The organism is Amycolatopsis sp. w19 (genome assembly GCF_051373225.1).
Taxonomy (GTDB): domain Bacteria; phylum Actinomycetota; class Actinomycetes; order Mycobacteriales; family Pseudonocardiaceae; genus Amycolatopsis; species Amycolatopsis japonica.
The window spans coordinates 381,966-399,942 of sequence record NZ_JBPQFM010000003.1 but is presented as its reverse complement, the minus strand read 5'-3'; the positions used below and the strand labels follow the sequence as shown (position 1 = coordinate 399,942).

Below are 17,977 nucleotides of genomic sequence, written 5' to 3'. Positions count from 1 at the left end.
TCGGGAACGTGGATACTGGCGAAGGGCCCGGCCGGCCGCTTACCGGCCGGGCCCCCGGCTAGCAGCTCGCCTGGTTCAGCAACGGCGTGAGCACGGTTTCGAGCCACACCGTATGCGTCTTGATGTACTGGTCGAGGTTCAGCAGATCGGCCACCTGCTGACCGGGCGACGTCTCCAGATGCGCGGATTTGAGATGCGCGACGATCGGTGCGAGCGTGTCGGCGACGACCTTGTCGGCCGATCCGTCCAGCACCGGGGCGAGGACGGTTTCCAGCCACACCGTGTGGGTCTTGATGTACTGGTCGAGATTCAGGATGTCCTGGACCTGCTGTCCCGGCGAGGTCTGCAGGTGCGCCGCCTTGACGTGGTCGATGATCGGCTGCAGCACCCCCTTCGGGACACAGGACCCGCCGCCGGGGGTGGTGGACGGCATCGAGTGCGTCGGGCTCGAAGTCGGCTTCGAGGTCGGCGGGGCACTCGTCGGCGACGACGTCGGCGGAGTACCCGAGCCCTCCACCTTGACCGACGCCTTCATGTCCGGGTGCACCGAGCAGTAGTAGGAGTAGTCCCCGGCCTTGGTGAAGGTGTGACTGAAGGTCTGTCCCTGTTGCAGCGTGGGCGAAGTGAACTTCTCCGGGCCGTCGGTGATGACGACGTTGTGGGGCGCGGTGTCGTGGTTGGTCCAGGTCACCGTGTCGCCGACGGCGACGGAAAGGCTCGCGGGGCTGTACTTGTACCCCATGATCTCGACGGTCTTGGCCGACGCGGTCGCCGCCTTCTCCTTGGCGAGGCCCTGGTACAGCGGAACCGCCAGCGGCCCCTGCTTCGACAGCGCGGCCAGGTCGACGTCGGCGCTCTTGGCGGTGTCCGCCTGCTGCCCGCCGCGCAGGGTGGCGAGGCTGAACAGCGCGACACCCAGGGCGAGGATCGCCACCGCCACCGGCCAGATGCGCCGGGCGGGCACCGGCGGCGGCGCTTCGGCCGTGGGGTTCCCGGTCTCCTGGTTGTCCATTGAGGACACTCCTTTCGGTTGGACGGTCACCGGCCGGGACTGGCCGTGACGAGAAGGCTCGCCGCGACGAGGACCACGATGACGAGCGCGGTCTCGGCGGCGACGGAATGGACGAAGGGGCGGACGGTGGCGGCGTCCCCGCGCAGGACCACCGCGAAATCCAGGCGCCGGGCGACCCAGCTCTTGCTGCCCTGTGCGAGCACGAGGACGACCGCGAGGACGAGCAACTTGATCACGAGCGTGCGCCCGTAGTCCGTTGTGGACAGTCGATCCCAGCCGCCGACCGTCTGCCACGCCAGCACGACACCCGCCACGATGACGGCGAAGACGGAGACCATGGCCAGCCGGGAATAACGCGGCACGACGACGGCGAGGTCGCCGGGGTCACGCCGGGACAGCACGCCGAACAACAGGACGGCCAGTCCCCCGATCCAGGCGCAGATCCCGGCCAGATGCACGAGATCCGCGACCTGGGTGAGCAACGGTCGCCCGCTTTCGACCGCGTGCCCGGTCAACCCCGTCGTGCGCAGAAGCCCGAGTGTCACCACGCCCGCGCCGACCCGCCAGGCGGTCGACGTCGCCGCGTTCCGGCCGCGCTGCATCAGGTCGGCGAGGACGACACCCGCCAGCAGCCACAGCAGCGCCTTCGCGAACCAGACGCGCCCGAATAGGGTGTCGAGTACCTGCCCGAGCAGGTCCCAGTCGAGCAGGTCCGCGGCCGGCCGTTGCGCCGCCCACGCGCCCTGCAGGCCGAGACCGGCGACGGTACCGGCGAAACCGAGCAACCATCCGGTTCCGACGACCTTGCGGGCGCGGCCCTGCCCCGCGCCGTCCGGCCACAGGAACGCGAGGAAGAACAGGCCGCCCGTGAACAGGGTCATGCCGAAGTAGTCCACGCAGCGGGCGAGTACGTACCAGGTCTTGACCATGGCTCACCGAACCGGAACGGGAACGGTTTCGAGGACGACCGTGCCGTCGGCCGCGCGGCAGTACCCGAGCAGCGTCGCGCCGAGCCCGTCCGCTCCCGTCACACCGAGGCCTCCGGTGACGCCGCCGAGCAGGGGAAGCGTGGCGACCGTGTCCAGAACCTGTTGCACCGCACCGGGTTGACATACCGGAAGCTCCTCCGGTGGCGGCGGCGGTGTGGTCGGCGGCTCCGGATGCGGATGCGTCGGCACGGGTTCCGGTGGCGGTGCCGAAGGGCCGGCGTCGACACCGCCACCGGGCCCGGGCGGTGCCACCGGGGCGGGGGCGTCGGTGACCGGAACCGCCGGCAGGGAAGGAATGGGCGCGGGAGGCGGCGGTTTCCCGTCCGGCACCGGCACCGGCACCGGCACCGGCGACGGGACGGGCTGGGCGATCACCGGCGGCGGGTTTTCCGCCGCCGTCCCGGGTTTCAGCCCGAGACCCGACGCGTATCCGACCACGATCACGACCGCGCCGGTGAGGCTCGCCGCGATCAGCTGGTCCCGGCGCGGGACGATAGCTCGCAAAGCCACGAATAGTCCTCTCCTACGAAGGAGAAACGGGGAACGGCTCGATGGGCGAGAAGAAAACCAGCTGCCGCGTTACCTGGCATGATCGTCACATGAAGCCCCGGTAAAGGAACCCGGCCCGATGACTCCGTCCGGCTGTGAATTCCTCCGCCGAATGCCCGGCCCGTGCGGCCGAACGAGTGAAGCCTGTCCGATTTCGAGTGCTTCTTCGTCAGAAGCGGTGAGTTTTCGTTAACACGGTTGTCGCACGAACCCTCTCCACCGCAACGCGTCCGACCATTCCGTCGCCCACCATGGGCGTCCACTCCCGGTCCACCGACGCGATTGCGAGGACCCGACCATGCCGCTTTTCCCGTCATCGGTGCGAAATACCGTGATGGCCGCTTCGGTGCTGTTCATGGCGCTCGCCGGCGCCCAACCCGCGATGGCGCACAGCGTGCTCGTTTCGAGTGATCCGGTGAAGGACGCCTCGCTCGCTTCCGCGCCCGCCGCCGTCACCTTGGTGTTCAACGAACCGCTCGACCGCGGCTTCACCGAATTGGCCGTTCTCGGTCCGGACGGCACGTCGCATTGGGAAGGCGGACCGCCCGTGGTCACCGGAGAGAAGCTCTCCGCACCCCTTCGAGCGCTGGGCTCCGCCGGCGTCTACACGGTGAAGTACCGCGTGGTTTCCGCGGACGGCCACCCCGTGTCGGGTTCCGTCCCGTTCACGCTCACCACGGCGGGCCTCGGGACGGCCTCCGCCCCGAAGATGCGGACCGAGACCGCGGCGGCGGACGACAACGTGCCCGTGTGGCCGTGGATCGCCGGGGCCGCGCTGGTCGCGCTCGCCGGGGCGTTCGTGGCGAGGTGGATCGCGAAACCGTGACGGCCGGGCACCTTAGCCCCGTCCCGGCCGCCCGGCGGGCTGGGCGCGGGATCCGTCAGAACTCGGTAAGAACTTCGCCGACGTCATGATTCGGTAAGCACGGCAAGGGTTTTCGTCCGTCCATCCCGGACTTAACGTGCTTTGCGTGAACGATGACCAGGTTGACGTCGTGCTCCCCTGTCTCGACGAGGCCGGTGCCCTGCCCGGCGTACTGGCGGCGTTGCCCGAGCGGTATCGGGCGATCGTCGTCGACAACGGCTCCACGGACGGTTCCGCCGAGATCGCGGCCGGGCTCGGGGCGAAGGTCGTCCACGAACCCCGGCGCGGCTACGGGGCCGCCGTGCACACCGGGCTGGAAGCGGCGACGGCGGACGTCGTCTGCTTCGCCGATGCCGACGGTTCTCTCGATCTCTCCGAACTGCCGATGCTCGTCCACGGCCTCGCGGACGCGGATCTGGCGGTCGGGCGCCGGGTGCCGACCGGGCCGGGAGTCTGGCCGTGGCACGCCAGAGCCGGAAACGCGCTGATCTCGTCGCTGTTGCGGCACAAGGGATTGCCCGTCCGGGACATCGCGCCGCTGCGGGCGGTCCGACGGCAGGCGCTCCTCGATCTCGACGTCACCGATCGCGCCTTCGGCTATCCGCTCGAACTGCTGATCAAGGCGAAGCGCGCGGGTTGGCGGGTCACCGAGTTCGACGTGTCCTACGGCGAACGCGCCAAGGGCACGAAGTCGAAGGTCTCCGGCTCGCTCCGGGGAACCCTGCGCGCCACGCGGGATTTCGGACGGGTGCTGAGCCGATGACCTTCTGTCTGTTGATCGTCGCCAAGGCGCCCGTGCCCGGTTTCGCGAAAACGCGGCTGTGCCCGCCCGCGACACCGGAACAAGCTGCCGAGATCGCGGCCGTCTCGCTGCTCGACACCCTCGACGCCGCCCTCCAGACTCCCGACGCACGCGTGGTCGTCGCCATGACCGGCGACCTCGGCAAGGCTGCCCGCGGCACGGAAATCGCCGCAGCACTCCGAAAAACCGAAGTGATCCCCCAGCGCGGGCAGGGTTTCGACATGCGTCTTGTCAACGCGCACACTGATGCCCCTCGCCCCGGGGAGGCGGTCCTGCAGATCGGCATGGACACCCCTCAGGTCACTCCGGCGCTCCTGGCCGAAGCGGCGAACAGGTCCGAAGATTCCGTCCTCGGGCCTGCCGAAGACGGTGGCTGGTGGGCACTGGGACTCAAGGATCCGTTACACGCCAAGGCTCTCGCCGGGGTACCGATGTCGCGTGACGACACCGGACGGCAGACCCTGCGCGCACTGGCGGACGTGGGGCTGCACCCCGGGCAGCTACCCAAACTGTCCGATGTGGACACGATCGCGGACGCACGACGTGTCGCCGAGGCGGCACCGCACGGCCGGTTCGCCCGAGCGGTGGCCGAAGTCCGGTGACCGCCTTCGACCGCGGCCTGCTCGGCCACCGCTGCTGGCTGGAGCTGGCGACCGGCGAACGCGTCGACCTGCCGGTGGACCGCTGGACGGCCATCCCCTGCGAAGGCGACGAAGTCCTCCTCGACGCCTGTGACGGCCCGACCCTCGACGTCGGCTGCGGCCCCGGCAGGCTCACCGCCGCGCTGTCCGAACGCGGCGTCGCCTCGCTCGGCGTCGACATCTCCGCCACCGCCGTGCGGCTCACCCACGACCGGGGCGCCGCCGCGCTCCACCGCGACGTCTTCGACCGGCTCCCCGGCGAAGGACGCTGGCGGCATGTCCTGCTCGCCGACGGGAACATCGGCATCGGCGGCGATCCGCACCGCCTCCTGACGCGGATGGCGGAACTGATCACCACCGGCGGGACGGTGCTCGTCGAACTCGACCCGCCCGGCCGCGGCCTCCGCCAGGACCGGGTCCGCCTGCGCCCCGACGACGGCGCCTGGTTCACCTGGGCGTGGGTCGGGGTCGAAGCGATCGCGGACCTCGCCGCCCGTACCGCGTTCCGCGTCGCCTGGTCCACCAGCCACGGCCACCGCTGGTTCGCCTGTCTGGAGAAAGCATGAACACGCCTTCGGAGCGCGTGACGTCCCGGATCGGGCTCGCCCTCGCCGTCACGTTCACCCTGTGCTTCGTCACCGGCCTCATCAGTCATCTCATCCAGCATCCACCGCCGTGGTTCGGCTGGCCGAGCCGTCCGGTCTGGCTGTACCGGGTCACGCAGGGCACGCACATGATCTCCGGGATCGCGTCGATTCCCTTGCTGCTGGCCAAACTCTGGAGCGTCTACCCGAAACTCTTCGAACGCCCGGTGATCCGTTCGCTGCCGCACGCGCTCGAACGTCTGTCGATCCTCGTGCTCTCCGCGGCCGCGTTCTTCGAACTCGTCACCGGCCTGTTCAACGTCGCGCAGAACTATCCGTGGAACTTCTACTTCCCGCAGCTGCACTACGCGGTCGCGTGGGTGGCGATCGGCTCGATCCTGGTGCACATCGCGGTGAAGCTCCCCATTGTCCGCCGCTCGCTCACGACGAAGCCCGAACCCTCGCGGCGCGCCTTCCTCCGCACGACCTGGCTGGCCGCGGGGGTCGCGGTCGTGGCGACCGCCGGAGCGACGGTTCCTCTGCTGCGCACCGTTTCCGGGCTGTCGTGGCGGAGCGGCAAAGGCCCGCAGGGGTTGCCGGTGAACCGGACCGCCGTGGCGGCCGGTGTCCTGGATGCGGCGAAAGACCCGGACTGGCGGCTCTCGGTGGTGACCCCGAGCGGCACGAAAACCTATTCGCTGGAGGAACTCCGCGCGCTGCCGAGGACTTCGGCCGAACTGCCGATCGCGTGCGTCGAGGGCTGGAGCGAGTCCGCCCACTGGAGCGGGGTCTCGCTGCCGGAGTTGTTGCGGCACGCCGGAAGTACGCCGGGGACACCGGTCCGCGTGTTCTCGCTGGAGAAGGCCGGGCCGTACGGGATCAGCGATCTCCCCGGCGAGCACACCGCGGACGAACTCACCCTGCTGGCGCTGGAACTCAACGGCGAGGTGCTCGACGCCGACCACGGCTTCCCGTGCCGGATCATCGCCCCGAACCGGCCCGGTGTCCTGCAGACGAAATGGGTCACCCGCTTGGAGACGCTGTGAAGACGTTGCGGTCGCTGCTGTTCCTGCCCGGTCTCGCCGCGCTCGCGTGGGGCGCGGTGCTGTTCTCCGAGTACGCGTTCCCTCTGCGCCCGGACGTCTTCGGGACGCTCGGCTGGCTCGCCGGCGGTCCTCTTGTCCACGACCTGCTGATCGCGCCGCTGGTCGGCGCCGTGGGTTTCGCGCTGAGCAGGTTCCTCCCGGACCGCTGGAAGACCCCGGTGAAGACGGGCGCGGTGCTCACCGGTGTCCTGACGCTGCTCGCGTTCCCGTTGCTGTGGCGGCCTTTCGGCGGCGCTCGGAATCCGGGCCTGCACGACGCCGACACCGTCACGGGCCTGCTCGTCACCCTGGCGGTCGTCTGGCTCGGCGTGCTCGTGGCCGTGTTCTTCAGGCGGAAGACGCATTAAAAGGGGCCACGCGCGACCGGGATTGGCAGCCGGTCGCACGTGGCCTCCGAGGTCCGGCCCGCTGGGGGTTCGAGCCGGAGCTGGTCTCGGCCGCGCACTGCGGCCGAGCGTCTCTAGTTCGGCGTGACGGGCTGGCCGCCGAGGGTCACCTCGATGACCTTGTCACCGCTGAGGGTGAACTTCACCTTGTCGTTCGGCGCCCTGGTGCGGATCTCGGCGACGAGCGCGTCCGCGTTGGGGATCGACCGGTCGTCCAGCTTCGTCACGACGTCGCCGGATTTGAGGCCCGCCTTCTCCGCGGGGCTGCCCGGCGTGATCTCACCGAGCTGCGCCCCACCGGTCGGCGCCGTCTGCACTCGCGCGCCGATGAAGGTCTGCGTCGCCTGGCCGGTGTTGATGATGTCGTCGGCCGTGCGGCGCGCCTGGTCGATCGGGATCGCGAAACCGATGCCGACGTTGCCGCCGCTCTCGCCGCCCTGGCCCTGCGCGGACTTCGGGCTGTAGATCGCCGAGTTGATGCCGATGACCTGGCCCGCCATGTTCGCGAGCGGGCCGCCCGAGTTGCCGGGGTTGATCGCCGCGTCGGTCTGCACCGCCGACATGACCGTGGTCTGGTCGCCGTTGCCACCGGCGCTCACCGGCCGGTTCAGCGCGCTGACGATGCCCGACGTGACCGTGCCCGTCAGCTCGAACGGCGAACCGATCGCGACCACCGGCTGCCCGACCCGCAGGTCGTCGGACCGGCCGAGCTCCACCGGGGTCAGGCCGCTGACGCCGCTGACCTTCACCACGGCGATATCCGTCGTGGGGTCGCGGCCGACGACGGTCGCCGTGCCCTTCTTGCCGTCCTGGAACACCGCCTGGATCTGCCCGCCACCGGCGGCGACCTCGACGACGTGGTTGTTGGTCAGCACGTAACCGTCGGTGCTGAGCACGAAGCCGGAGCCCTCGCCCGCACCCGAGCGGCCGGAGACCTGCAGCTCGACCACGCTCGGCGACAGCTTCTGCGCCACGGATTCGACCGAACCGGCGGGCAGGTTGCCCGTCTGCTGGGCGGGCTTCGGCGCGTCGAGCGCGTTCACCGCGGAACCGCCGGACCCGTCACCGGTCAGGTAGCCGACCGTGCCGCCCGCGACGCCGCCGACGACGAGCGCGATCGCCGCGACACCGGCGAGCAGCTTGCCCGAGGTGGACTTCTGCGCCTGGCGCTGCTGCGGGACCGCGTAGACGGACGGACCCGGCTGGGTGAACGGCGTCTGCTGGCCGGGGATCTGGTGACCCTGGGTGTACTGGCCCTGGGCCTGGTGTTCCTGGGTCTGAGTCTGCTGGGCCTGGGCTTGAGGCGACCACGGGTTGTACTGCTGCTGCTCCGCGGGGTAGGCCTGCTGCGCTCCGGTGTGCGGAGTGGCATGGCCGCCGAGGCCGGTCGCGTCGGGCTGCTGCGGCGCGGGCTGAGCCGCCCAGTTCGCGCTCTGCTCCGCGTCCGGCCGATCGCCGGCGGGCCGCGCCTTCTCGGCGTCGTTCTCGGTCATGTCTTCACCTTGCGGGATGGTCCTGAGAAGTTCCTGAGCCAAAGCTGTGCATCGCACATGAGTATGGCCCTGTCAGCGGGTGGCGCGCAGCCTGTCCGCGATCTGCTCGGGGGTGGCGTCGTTGATCCACACGGCCATCCCGGACTCCGAACCCGCCAGGTACTTCAGCTTGTCCTTGGACCGCAGGACCGAGAAGACCTCCAGGTACAGCCAGCCGAGTTCGCGGTCACGTTTGGCGGGCGCCTGGTTCCAGGCCGCGATGTAGGGCAGCGGCCGGTCGTAGAGACCGTCGCAGCGGCGGAGGACTTCGAGGTAGACGTCGGCGAAGTCGTCACGTTCGGCGTCGGAAAGCGCGGGGATGTCGGGCACCTGGCGATGCGGCACGATCTGGACCTGCACGGGCCAGCGCGCGGCGGGCGGTACGAACGCCGTCCAGTGCTCGCCCGCGACCACGACCCGCTCCCCGGACGCCCGCTCGGCGGCCAGGACGTCCCCCATCACCGGACGGCCGTGCTCCGCCTCGTAGGCGCGGGCGACCTCCAGCAGGCGCTCGGTCTTCGGCGTGACGAACGGGTAGCCGTAGATCTGACCGTGCGGATGGTGCAGGGTCACGCCGATCTCTTCGCCGCGGTTCTCGAACGGGAAGACCTGCTCGACACCGTCCATCGCGGACAGTTCGGCGGTGCGGTCGGCCCAGGCGTCGACGACCGCGCGGACCTGTTTCGCCGTCAGCCCGGCGAAAGAACCGTCGTGGTCGCTGGTGAAGCAGACGACCTCGCAGCGGCCGACACCCGGCGCGACCGGCACCAGCCCCGCTCCATCCACTGTGGACGAATCACCGAGGACGTTGCGGGCGAAGGAAGGGAACCGGTTCTCGAACACCGCGACGTCGTAGTCCGGCTCCGGGATCTCACTGGGTTTCCCGGGTTTGGTTGGGCACAACGGGCACAGGTCGGCGGGCGGCTTGTAGGTGCGTGTCTGCCGGTGCGCGGCCATCGCGACCCATTCGCCGGTCAGCGGGTCACGCCGGATCTCCGACGCGGCGGCGACCTGGGGCAGGTCACGCGTGTCCTCGGCGGTGCGTTCGGGCGCGCCCGGTGCGTCGAAATAGATGATCTCCCGGCCGTCGGCCAGGTGCCTAACCGTGCGCTTCACGCTTCTTCAGCCTCAGCCGTCTCCGCCGTTTCGGCGATCATCAGCTCACCCGCCTGCTCGGTGAGCGTTTCCCTTGCGTTGTCGGACAAACCGTCGTCCGAGACGACGACGTCGGCCTCTTCGAGCCCGGCGATGGTGGAGATCCCGACGATGCCCCATTTGGTGTGGTCGGCCAGCACGACCAGCTTGCGGCCCGCCTCGACCAGCGCGCGGTCGGTCTCGGATTCGGTGAGGTTCGGCGTGGTGAACCCGGGGCCGTCGGCCATCCCGTGCACGCCGAGGAAGACGACGTCCAGGTGCAGCGACCGCAGGCTCTGCACGGCGACCGGCCCGACCAGCGCGTCCGACGGGGTGCGGACGCCGCCGGTGAGGACGACCGTGCGATCCGGCTGGTTCGCGCCGCGCAGCACGTCGGCGACCTGGATGGAGTTCGTGACGATCGTCAGGCCGGGGACCTCGTCGAGCGCCCTGGCCAGGGTCCAAGTGGTGGTGCCGGCGGAGATACCGATCGCGGTGCCCGGCCGGACCAGCCCGGCGGCGAGGGCGGCGATGGCCTCCTTCTGCGCGCGCTGGCGCACGGATTTGGCCTCGAAACCGGGTTCGTCGGTGCTCTTGCCGACGATGGAGGTGGCGCCGCCGTAGACCTTTTCGACCAGGCCCCGGCTCGCGAGCACGTCGAGGTCGCGGCGCACCGTCATATCGGAAACGCCGAGCCTCACGACGAGATCGCTGACCCGGACCGCCCCGGTCCGGCGCGCCTCCTCGAGGATCACCGCCTGTCGTTGCCGCGCGAGCACGGAGCCTCCGATAGCTACATTGGATCAACTACACAAAATCCTACACGATCAAACATGGCGCGACGAGCCGAGCCGCCTGCCACCATGAGGCCATGGCCAGGCTTCGCGACGTCGTCTTCGACTGCCGGCATCCGGCTTCGCTCGCCCGCTTCTGGGCGGCCGCGCTCGACGGCTACGAAGTCGCACCCTATGACGAAGAGGAGCTTGATCGCCTTCGGTCGCTGGGGTTGTCCGGCCCCGAAGAGGATCCTTCGATCCTGGTCGAAGCGGCATCGGGACCGCGGCTCTTCTTCAACCTGGTGCCGGAATCGAAGGTCGTCAAGAACCGCGTGCATCTGGACCTGACCGGAGACGACATCGAACGGCTTGTCGCGTTGGGCGCGCGCGTACTCGCGCACCCCGAAGACGGACTGGTCGTGCTCGCGGATCCTGAGGGGAACGAGTTCTGCCTCGTTACTCCTCCGCCGTCTCCTTGACGCCTTCGATCGGGACGCCGCGGAAGCTCAGCACGAAAAGCGAGACCGCGCCGAAGAACAGCGCGATGTCGGCGACGTTCCCGACGAACCAGCCGTTGTAGTCGATGAAGTCGACGACGTGACCGCGCGCGAAGCCGGGCTCGCGGAACAGGCGGTCTCCCAGATGGGTCGTCGCGCCGCCGAGCAGCAGCCCAAGCGAAATCGCCCAGCCCGCCGAACGGACCTTGCGGGAGATCCACAGCAGCGCTACCACCGCGGCCGCGGCCAGGATCGCGAAGATCCAGGTGGAGTTCGCGCCCAGCGAGAACGCCGCGCCCGGGTTGTAGAGCAGCCGGAACCGGATGAAGTCGCCGATCACCGGGATCGGCGCGTGGTCGGTGAGGGCGTCGACGGCCCACCATTTGGTCAGCTGGTCCGCGGCCAGCAGCACCGCGGCCACCAGCAGTGTCCACAGCAGACGGCGGGGCGGCAGCTCAGGCTCGTTCTCGGTGCTCATCACCCGTCAGAGTAATGGCGAGCGCGTTGAGCGCGGCGGGGAAGCCCACGTAGACGGCGAGATGGAGGATCGCCTCGACGGCCTCCCGGAGCTCCCCCGCGTCCTTCGCTTCCTGGAGGACGTCGGCCAGCTCCGGCGCCACGCCGCCCTTCGCCGTGTACACCGCGATCCGTTTGAGCCGCCTGGTCGGTTCGTCGTCCTGCGCCAGGTCACCGCCGACGTTCGCCACGGCGTCGCGATGGAACCGAAGCTGCGCCTCCGCGTATCCCAAGGTCTCCAGCGCCGCGACGGTGATCACTTGCCGCTGTGCCGGCGAAAGCCCCGGCCGCTGGTAGACACCGCCGTAGACGAAGGCGACCGCTTCCCTGCCGTAGTCCGTCGCCCCGACGGCGTCGAACAGCTCCAGCACCGCGGGGTTCTCGACGCCGCCGAGAAGCCGGAGCAGTTCGAGGCCCTTGTCGTAGTCACCCATCAGGCCGGGGCTCCCGGGAGCCGCAAGGTCATCAGCGCGCCGCCGGTGGACGCGCGGCCCGCGTAGACGTCACCGCCGTGCCGCTGCGCCGCGTGCTGGACGATCGCGAGGCCGAGCCCGGAACCGGGCAGCGTCCGCGCCTCCGACGAGCGATAGAAGCGGTCGAACACCTTCGGCAGATCCTCGTCGGCGATCCCCGGCCCGGAGTCCTCGACTTCGAGTACCGCCGTGCCGTCGCCGACCGGGTACAGCCGGACCCCGACGGTCGACCCTTCCGGCGAGAACTTCACCGCGTTGTCCAGCAGGTTCAGCACCGCGCGTTCCAGCGCGCTGGTGTCGCCGGTCAGCACCCACGGCTGGAGCGAGACGTCGAACTCGATCTCGCCCGCGCGGCGGCGTGCCCGGTCCAGCGCGCGCTCGACGACGTCGACCATCTCGACCCGCTCGTGCTCGATCCGCGGCTCGTCCTGGCGCGCGAGTTCGACGAGGTCGCCGATCAGCTGGGTCAGCTCGTCGAGCTGGCCGCGGATGTCGGCCTCGATGTCGCTGCGGTCCTCGTCGGACAGCGTCCGCGCACCCGGCCTGCTCGCGGACAGGAGCAGCTCCAGGTTCGTGCGCAACGACGTCAGCGGTGTGCGCAGCTCGTGGCCGGCGTCGGCGACGAGTTGCCGTTGGCGTTCCTGCGATTCGGCGACCGTGCCCAGCATCGTGTTGAAACTCTGGGTGAGGCGGGCGAGTTCGTCGTCGCCGCTGACCGGGATCGGCCGCAGGTCACCCGTGGTGGCGACGCGTTCCGCCGCCGACGTGAGCCGGTCGACCGGCCTCAGTCCCGCTCTCGCGACCGCCGTTCCCGCGGCCGCGGCGACCAGGATCCCGGCGCCGCCGATCAGGAACAGGACCACGGAAAGCTCGTTCAGGGTGCGCTTGGTCGGGCCGAGCGACTGGGCGAGCACCATCGCCTGGCCGGCGCCCTGCGGGAGGGCGACGACCCGGCTGTCGGTCTTCGGGTCGGTGCGCAGGGAGAACGCCTTGTCCCCGGAGGCGACGGCGATCTCGTCGTCGCCGTACGGCGGGCGGCTGCCGGACTGCGGATAGGTCAGCCGGACCTTCTGCCCCACCGTCAGCTGGCCGATCTGCAGGTCCGCGCTGGCCAGGAAGGCGCCGGGGACCTGCTGCAGTTCGGTCTGCACCTGCGGCGAATCGACCGCGGCCTGCGCGCGGGCGAGCAGGTTGTCGTCCACCTGCTGGTAGAGGTTGTCGCGCACGACGAGATACGCGCCGAGGGACACCAGCGCCACCGCGCCCGCCACCGACGCGGCCGCGAGCAGCGTCACCCGGCCGCGGAGCGAGAAGCGCCGCGTGCCCCAGCGGTCGCCGCGCGGATCCTTTTCGGACACGTCGACGACCGGGACCGGCTCGGTCACGGCGGGGTTTCCCTCAGCACGTAGCCCACTCCCCGCACCGTGTGGATCAGCCTCGGTTCGTTCCCAGCCTCGGTCTTTCGGCGCAAATAGCCGACGTAGACCTCCAGCGCGTTGCCCGACGTCGGGAAGTCGTATCCCCATACTTCCTCCAGGATCCGGCTGCGGGTCAGCACGTGCTTCGGGTAGGAGAGGAACAGCTCCAGCAGGGCGAATTCGGTCCTGGTGAGACTGATCTCCCGCCCGGCGCGGCGTACCTCGCGCGTCCCCGGGTCCAAGGTGAGGTCCGCGAACGAGAGGACCTCGGCGTTCTGGCCTGCCTGCGGATCCGGGATCGCCCGGCGCAGAAGCGCGCGAAGGCGCGCGAGCAGCTCTTCGAGCGCGAAGGGCTTCGGCAGGTAGTCGTCGGCCCCGGCATCGAGGCCGGACACTCGGTCGGAAACGGTGTCCCGCGCGGTCAGCACGAGAATCGGCAGGTCGTCACCGGTGCTTCGCAGGCGTCGGGCGACCTCCAGGCCGTCGAGCCGCGGCATCATCACGTCGAGGACCATCGCGTCCGGTCTGTTGGCGATGATCGCTTCCAGGGCCTGCGCGCCGTCCCCGGCCAGTTCCACCTGGTACCCGTTGAACTCAAGGGATCGCCTGAGTGATTCACGGACGGCCCTGTCGTCGTCCACTACGAGGATGCGCATGGCGACAGTCTTACGCAGAGTGCTGAGACTCGCCTAAGAACACACACAGAACCAACAAAGGAAATCCGGCAGTCCAGAAGACGTTTCAGCCGGTCTCGGGCCCCTTTGCAACGGGTGCGTTCCATCTGCGCCACAAAGCGAGCATCCGGACCCCCACGACGGCGGCGGCTGCTACCACCGTCACCAGCCCCGGCGGCAGTCGCAGAGCGTGACCGATCACGACGAGCACGGCTCCCGCGAGCGCCGCGACCGCGTAGATCTCCTTCCGCAGCACGAGCGGGATTTCCCGCAACAGGAGGTCACGCACCGCACCGCCACCGATACCCGTCGTCATGCCGATCAGGCACGCCGCGTAGGGAGTGGCGCCCGCGTTCAACGCGATGGTGGTCCCCGCCGTCGCGAACACCCCGAGCCCGAGCGCGTCGGCGAGGAGCACGGCACGCCGCAGCTTCGCGATCTGCGGATGGAAGACGAACACGATCAGCGCCGTCCCGCCGCAGACCGCGAGATAAGGCCAGGTCCGCAGGGTGGTGGGCGGCGTGATCCCGAGCAGGACGTCGCGGATGACCCCGCCGCCGAGCGCGGTCGTCAACCCGACGACCACGACTCCGAAGACGTCCAACCTGGACCGCACCGCCGCGAGCGCCCCCGAAGCGGCGAACGCGATCAAGCCGAGGAACTCGAGGGCGGTGAGGATCATTACTGGTCGAGCAGGCCACCGCGGTAGGCCAGCAGCGCGGCCTGCACCCGGTTCGCCGCGCCGATCTTGGACAGGACCGCCGAGACGTAGCCCTTGACCGTGGCCTCGGACAGATGCAGGCGGCCGCCGATCTCGGCGTTGGACAGCCCCTGCCCGATCAGCCCGACGACCTCACGCTCCCGCTCGGACAACGACGCGAGCAGCTTGCGCGCCGGCTGCGCGGCCCGCTGCTCGTCCCGATGCGACTGCACCATGCGCGCCGCGACTCCAGGGTCGAGCACCGCGCCACCCCTCGCGAGGTCGCGGACGGCCCTGAGCAGCGCCGCCGGGTCGATGTCCTTGAGGAGGAAGCCGTTGGCCCCGAGCCTGAGCGCGAGACTGACGTAGTCGTCGATGTCGAACGTGGTCAACATGGCCACGGTCGGCGGATCCGGCAGGGCCAAAATCGCCCTCAGCGCGCGAATGCCGTCGTCAGGCGCCCGCATCTTGATGTCGAGCAGCGCGACGTCGGGGTGGTACCTCCGGGCGACCTCGACCGCTGATCTCCCGTCGCTCGCCTCGCCCACGATCTCGATATCGGCAGCGCCCGACATCATGGCACGCAGGCCCGAACGGACCAGTTCCTCGTCGTCGGCGAACATGAGCTTGATCAACGAAGCCCTCCGGCAGCCGGGGGAGCGGCGTCTCGCGTCCCGTTAACGAAGATTACCTACTGTTGTTCAGGGTTTCGAAACCAGACACGTCCGAGTGACCCGCACGGGTCATCTGTGTCGATCTAGCGCTCGATTCAGACCCTGTTTTGCCTGGATCGAGTGTCGCTGCTCCTGGGCGGATCCGCAGGTCGAGTGTCACTGGACGGCCAGTGTCGCTGCCCGGCCTCCGATCTTGGGGCACCTGGCGCGCAACCGCCGTTCGGGGCATTCGGGGCCGGCCGCTTGGTCCGCCCGGGTGTGACTTGCGACCTCGCGCTCGGGCGACTCGCGTCACCCGGTAGGCTGCGCCTGGCAGTACATGCCCTCGTAGCTCAGGGGATAGAGCACCGCTCTCCTAAAGCGGGTGTCGCAGGTTCGAATCCTGCCGGGGGCACACTCAAGTCGAGGCGGGCCACTTCCTGCGATGGAGCCCAGCCGAGGCTCTCGATCACCTCGCCGCAAGACACAACGCGACAAGGTGCCCTCCCTTTTCGACTCGAATTCTACGAAAGTCGTAGACGACACCGAAGAATCATCGGCTTTCCGATTCCCGGCGCACATGAACACGATCGGCCCCGCGACTCGGGCACCAGCACCTTCACGCCGATGCAGACGGCGGCGCACTTCGGGCGCCACTCTCCGATTTCCCACAGCTACGGATGGTCGGGCATGATGTAGTGCACCGACTGCATGGGAGGGCGTCACCATGACGACATCGATCTCAGCACACCTCGCCACGGACGTAGTGGATCTTTCTTCGACTCCACTGCACGAACTCGGTGTCCTGCGAGGATCGATGATCGACGACGCTGTCCAGGAATTGATTTTCCGGGTCCGTAATGGTGAATGCGTCGAGTCCATCCAGGGGCAGCGTGATGGAACCCAGTTCATTCCAGCTGCGAAGTGAGGTTTTCGCTGAGCTTTGTTCGGGGACTGTTTCGCCGGCGAGTCTGGCTGTCCTGAAGGCGGGACAGTACAGCCTGCGCAAGCTGAGGTTGCGCGCGCTGCTGGAAGCCGCGCCCGCCGTCCGCGGCAGGCTCGGCCCGTTCTCGAACATCGAACGCGCGTGGACGGTGCTCGCCGAGTCCGACCGCCATGATCCCGCAGCCGTCGAGCAGGTGTTGATGCTGCCGTCGATCGGCGTATGGCTCAATCGCGCGTTACGACAGACCCTCGGCCGCCCACCCGACAGCACATCGATCCAGCTGGACGTCGGCTGGTTCCACGCGGTCGCGGCCGCGGCGGCGATCCGGTGCGAAGTGAGCTGCACGCTGCCGGTGCCGGTGGTGCATGGCGCGGTGTGCCTGCCGTCGGTCGGCATTTTCCGCTTGCCGACGCAGTTCCCCGTGGGACACGCCGATGTCACGGTCGCACCTTCCGGCGTCAGCGTCACCGCGTGCGGCGGCACCGTGACCACCTCGGACCTCGAACCGTTGGTGCGACACCGATCCACTGCCCGAGGAGCGCTACTCGAGACGACGATCGACGTCCTGGACCCCTATCGGACTTTCGGCGCCCCCGAGCCCGCCGGCCGGCTCGCCGAGGACGAACACGCGAGCTGGACGAAGCAGCTCGACGAGGCGTGGGACCTGCTGACCCGGTGGCACCCCGGCGAGGCCGAAGAGCTGGCGGCCGGGCTGACCACACTGGTCCCGCTGCCGGCGGAACTGGGTGTCTTCGCGGCGTCGTCGTCCTCCGCGTTCGGCGGCATCGCGATGTCCCCCAAGCCTTCGGCGACGGAATGCGCGGAAGCGCTCATACACGAGTTGCAGCATTCCAAGATCAACGCAGTCTTGGATCTGGTCGTGCTGTGCAAGCCGGAGATGAAGTCGGCACTGCTGTACGCACCTTGGCGGGACGAACCCCGACCACTCGCCGCGCTCTTGCACGGGCTATACGCGTTCGTGAGTGTCGTCGAGTTCTGGCGCGTTCAGCGGCCACTCGTGACTCAGGCCGAACGCCGCCAAGCAGACTTCAGAGCGGGCTACCGCGCCGACCAGCTCGGCCGCGTGGTCGACGCCGTGTACGTCCATCCGGGGCTGACGGATCTCGGACGTGAGCTGGTCTCCGGCGTCGCCGCGCGGCTCGTGGCCAGCGCACCCGCGGACCTCCCACCGGACATCGCGGCCTTGATCGACGACCTCACTTCGGACCACTACGCGATCTGGCGGTTGAGGCACGTGCGGCCCGCCGATGACGCGGTCAATCGTCTCGCCGACGACTGGCTCGCCGGTGCGCCGGCCGTCATCGACCACTCCGGCGAGATGGTGCTCCCCCGGCCAGGCAGACCGTTCGCGCGTGCCACGTTGCTGAAAGCACATTCGTTCGAACCGCAGCGATTCGAACGCCTGCCACAGTATGGGCCCGACACCGCGCTCGCCCGCGGCGAACACGACTTGGCCACGAACGGCTACCTGGACCGCATCACCGAAGTACCGACCGATGTCACGGCATGGGCAGGGCTCGCCCTTAGTACACGCTCCTCTTCGTTGCTCCGTATCCCTGAGCTGGTGCGTGCGACCTGGCATCGGTTGAACGCCGACGCCGACGCGGCGCCGAACCCACTCGATCTCGCGGCGTGGTTCGACCGCACCGGACCGCCCGCCGCCCACACTTCCCTCCGGCACCTGGGCACGCCCAGCTGAGGCA

At 69.3% G+C, this 17,977-nt stretch carries 21 protein-coding genes and 1 tRNA gene; 10 read left to right on the top strand and 12 right to left on the bottom strand.

Translation table 11 applies throughout. The features are described 5' to 3' along the window. Positions 1-58: 58 nt before the first annotated feature. The 3 genes from ACSMFO_RS09520 to ACSMFO_RS09510 are packed head-to-tail and all read right to left on the bottom strand — an operon-like array spanning position 59 to position 2,511. On the bottom strand, positions 59-1,012 hold the full coding sequence (locus ACSMFO_RS09520) for a cupredoxin domain-containing protein (protein ID WP_073845122.1): 954 nt from the start codon (positions 1,010-1,012) through the stop codon (positions 59-61). Between the two features lie 26 nt (positions 1,013-1,038). Next, complete coding sequence (locus ACSMFO_RS09515; protein ID WP_436458081.1) at positions 1,039-1,941, bottom strand: copper resistance D family protein; 903 nt, start codon at positions 1,939-1,941, stop codon at positions 1,039-1,041. A gap of 3 nt (positions 1,942-1,944) precedes the next feature. Then, positions 1,945-2,511: a hypothetical protein gene (locus ACSMFO_RS09510; protein WP_436458079.1), complete on the bottom strand. Its 567-nt coding sequence runs from the start codon at positions 2,509-2,511 to the stop codon at positions 1,945-1,947. A 337-nt stretch (positions 2,512-2,848) separates the two neighbouring features. On the opposite strand from ACSMFO_RS09510, the gene ACSMFO_RS09505 reads away from it, so the two are divergent. The 6 genes from ACSMFO_RS09505 to ACSMFO_RS09480 all read left to right on the top strand — a co-directional run bounded on the left by ACSMFO_RS09505 (position 2,849) and on the right by ACSMFO_RS09480 (position 6,895). Next, positions 2,849-3,376, top strand: coding sequence for a copper resistance CopC family protein (locus tag ACSMFO_RS09505; protein ID WP_436458077.1), 528 nt, complete (start codon positions 2,849-2,851; stop codon positions 3,374-3,376). Between the two features lie 145 nt (positions 3,377-3,521). Beyond that, positions 3,522-4,178: a glycosyltransferase family 2 protein gene (locus tag ACSMFO_RS09500; RefSeq protein ID WP_436458075.1), complete on the top strand. Its 657-nt coding sequence runs from the start codon at positions 3,522-3,524 to the stop codon at positions 4,176-4,178. Continuing rightward, positions 4,175-4,819, top strand: a complete 645-nt coding sequence (locus ACSMFO_RS09495) for a TIGR04282 family arsenosugar biosynthesis glycosyltransferase (RefSeq protein ID WP_436458074.1) — start codon at positions 4,175-4,177, stop codon at positions 4,817-4,819. Before ACSMFO_RS09500 ends, ACSMFO_RS09495 begins: the two co-directional genes overlap by 4 nt. Next, entirely contained in the window at positions 4,816-5,424 is a 609-nt protein-coding gene (locus ACSMFO_RS09490) for a class I SAM-dependent methyltransferase (RefSeq protein WP_073845134.1), read from the top strand. Before ACSMFO_RS09495 ends, ACSMFO_RS09490 begins: the two co-directional genes overlap by 4 nt. After that, positions 5,421-6,488 carry a molybdopterin-dependent oxidoreductase gene (locus ACSMFO_RS09485; protein ID WP_436458073.1) on the top strand — a complete coding sequence of 356 codons (1,068 nt, stop codon included), beginning with the start codon at positions 5,421-5,423 and terminating at the stop codon, positions 6,486-6,488. The genes ACSMFO_RS09490 and ACSMFO_RS09485 overlap by 4 nt, the downstream gene beginning before the upstream one ends. Next, complete coding sequence (locus ACSMFO_RS09480; RefSeq protein WP_436458071.1) at positions 6,485-6,895, top strand: hypothetical protein; 411 nt, start codon at positions 6,485-6,487, stop codon at positions 6,893-6,895. The genes ACSMFO_RS09485 and ACSMFO_RS09480 overlap by 4 nt, the downstream gene beginning before the upstream one ends. Positions 6,896-7,008: 113 nt before the next feature. On the opposite strand, the gene ACSMFO_RS09475 is transcribed toward ACSMFO_RS09480, so the two are convergent. The 3 genes from ACSMFO_RS09475 to ACSMFO_RS09465 all read right to left on the bottom strand — a co-directional run bounded on the left by ACSMFO_RS09475 (position 7,009) and on the right by ACSMFO_RS09465 (position 10,379). Then, positions 7,009-8,427, bottom strand: coding sequence for a S1C family serine protease (locus ACSMFO_RS09475; RefSeq protein WP_073845140.1), 1,419 nt, complete (start codon positions 8,425-8,427; stop codon positions 7,009-7,011). A 72-nt stretch (positions 8,428-8,499) separates the two neighbouring features. Further along, complete coding sequence (gene galT, locus ACSMFO_RS09470) at positions 8,500-9,582, bottom strand: galactose-1-phosphate uridylyltransferase (RefSeq protein WP_038508120.1); 1,083 nt, start codon at positions 9,580-9,582, stop codon at positions 8,500-8,502. Continuing rightward, positions 9,579-10,379, bottom strand: coding sequence for a DeoR/GlpR family DNA-binding transcription regulator (locus tag ACSMFO_RS09465; RefSeq protein ID WP_037340477.1), 801 nt, complete (start codon positions 10,377-10,379; stop codon positions 9,579-9,581). The genes galT and ACSMFO_RS09465 overlap by 4 nt, the downstream gene beginning before the upstream one ends. Positions 10,380-10,471: 92 nt before the next feature. On the opposite strand from ACSMFO_RS09465, the gene ACSMFO_RS09460 reads away from it, so the two are divergent. Further along, positions 10,472-10,855: a VOC family protein gene (locus ACSMFO_RS09460; RefSeq protein WP_436458068.1), complete on the top strand. Its 384-nt coding sequence runs from the start codon at positions 10,472-10,474 to the stop codon at positions 10,853-10,855. Here ACSMFO_RS09460 and lspA read toward each other — a convergent pair. From lspA to ACSMFO_RS09430, 6 genes are all read right to left on the bottom strand, one after another. Beyond that, entirely contained in the window at positions 10,833-11,351 is a 519-nt protein-coding gene (lspA, locus tag ACSMFO_RS09455) for a signal peptidase II (RefSeq protein ID WP_436458066.1), read from the bottom strand. The two genes, ACSMFO_RS09460 and lspA, sit on opposite strands and share 23 nt — an antisense overlap. After that, positions 11,329-11,823 carry a carboxymuconolactone decarboxylase family protein gene (locus ACSMFO_RS09450; RefSeq protein WP_436458065.1) on the bottom strand — a complete coding sequence of 165 codons (495 nt, stop codon included), beginning with the start codon at positions 11,821-11,823 and terminating at the stop codon, positions 11,329-11,331. Before ACSMFO_RS09450 ends, lspA begins: the two co-directional genes overlap by 23 nt. After that, positions 11,823-13,247 (bottom strand): HAMP domain-containing sensor histidine kinase, encoded by a 1,425-nt coding sequence (locus ACSMFO_RS09445; protein WP_052120752.1) that lies wholly within the window; start codon positions 13,245-13,247, stop codon positions 11,823-11,825. The genes ACSMFO_RS09450 and ACSMFO_RS09445 overlap by 1 nt, the downstream gene beginning before the upstream one ends. After that, entirely contained in the window at positions 13,244-13,936 is a 693-nt protein-coding gene (locus ACSMFO_RS09440; RefSeq protein WP_037340466.1) for a response regulator transcription factor, read from the bottom strand. Before ACSMFO_RS09440 ends, ACSMFO_RS09445 begins: the two co-directional genes overlap by 4 nt. Positions 13,937-14,021: 85 nt before the next feature. Further along, positions 14,022-14,636 (bottom strand): trimeric intracellular cation channel family protein, encoded by a 615-nt coding sequence (locus ACSMFO_RS09435; protein WP_436458063.1) that lies wholly within the window; start codon positions 14,634-14,636, stop codon positions 14,022-14,024. Beyond that, the gene (locus ACSMFO_RS09430; protein WP_005155565.1) at positions 14,636-15,289 is read right to left on the bottom strand and encodes a response regulator; all 654 of its coding nucleotides are present in this window, start codon (positions 15,287-15,289) and stop codon (positions 14,636-14,638) included. Before ACSMFO_RS09430 ends, ACSMFO_RS09435 begins: the two co-directional genes overlap by 1 nt. Before the next feature lie 360 nt (positions 15,290-15,649). On the opposite strand from ACSMFO_RS09430, the gene ACSMFO_RS09425 reads away from it, so the two are divergent. The 3 genes from ACSMFO_RS09425 to ACSMFO_RS09415 all read left to right on the top strand — a co-directional run bounded on the left by ACSMFO_RS09425 (position 15,650) and on the right by ACSMFO_RS09415 (position 17,973). Further along, positions 15,650-15,722 (top strand) — tRNA-Arg (locus ACSMFO_RS09425). 312 nt (positions 15,723-16,034) lie between these two features. Continuing rightward, on the top strand, positions 16,035-16,235 hold the full coding sequence (locus ACSMFO_RS09420) for a hypothetical protein (RefSeq protein WP_360082100.1): 201 nt from the start codon (positions 16,035-16,037) through the stop codon (positions 16,233-16,235). Positions 16,236-16,323: 88 nt separating this feature from the next. Then, positions 16,324-17,973, top strand: coding sequence for an HEXXH motif domain-containing protein (locus ACSMFO_RS09415; RefSeq protein WP_436458060.1), 1,650 nt, complete (start codon positions 16,324-16,326; stop codon positions 17,971-17,973). The last annotated feature ends 4 nt before the right edge of the window (positions 17,974-17,977 follow it).

Coding starts and splice junctions, on each gene's coding strand:
- lspA (WP_436458066.1), bottom strand. CDS start 11,351: ATGAGCACCGAGAACGAGCCTGAGCTGCCGCCCCGCCGTCTGCTGTGG.
- ACSMFO_RS09505 (WP_436458077.1), top strand. CDS start 2,849: ATGCCGCTTTTCCCGTCATCGGTGCGAAATACCGTGATGGCCGCTTCG.
- ACSMFO_RS09520 (WP_073845122.1), bottom strand. CDS start 1,012: ATGGACAACCAGGAGACCGGGAACCCCACGGCCGAAGCGCCGCCGCCG.
- ACSMFO_RS09515 (WP_436458081.1), bottom strand. CDS start 1,941: ATGGTCAAGACCTGGTACGTACTCGCCCGCTGCGTGGACTACTTCGGC.
- ACSMFO_RS09475 (WP_073845140.1), bottom strand. CDS start 8,427: ATGACCGAGAACGACGCCGAGAAGGCGCGGCCCGCCGGCGATCGGCCG.
- ACSMFO_RS09435 (WP_436458063.1), bottom strand. CDS start 14,636: ATGATCCTCACCGCCCTCGAGTTCCTCGGCTTGATCGCGTTCGCCGCT.
- ACSMFO_RS09495 (WP_436458074.1), top strand. CDS start 4,175: ATGACCTTCTGTCTGTTGATCGTCGCCAAGGCGCCCGTGCCCGGTTTC.
- ACSMFO_RS09440 (WP_037340466.1), bottom strand. CDS start 13,936: ATGCGCATCCTCGTAGTGGACGACGACAGGGCCGTCCGTGAATCACTC.
- ACSMFO_RS09420 (WP_360082100.1), top strand. CDS start 16,035: ATGACGACATCGATCTCAGCACACCTCGCCACGGACGTAGTGGATCTT.
- ACSMFO_RS09485 (WP_436458073.1), top strand. CDS start 5,421: ATGAACACGCCTTCGGAGCGCGTGACGTCCCGGATCGGGCTCGCCCTC.
- ACSMFO_RS09450 (WP_436458065.1), bottom strand. CDS start 11,823: ATGGGTGACTACGACAAGGGCCTCGAACTGCTCCGGCTTCTCGGCGGC.
- ACSMFO_RS09460 (WP_436458068.1), top strand. CDS start 10,472: ATGGCCAGGCTTCGCGACGTCGTCTTCGACTGCCGGCATCCGGCTTCG.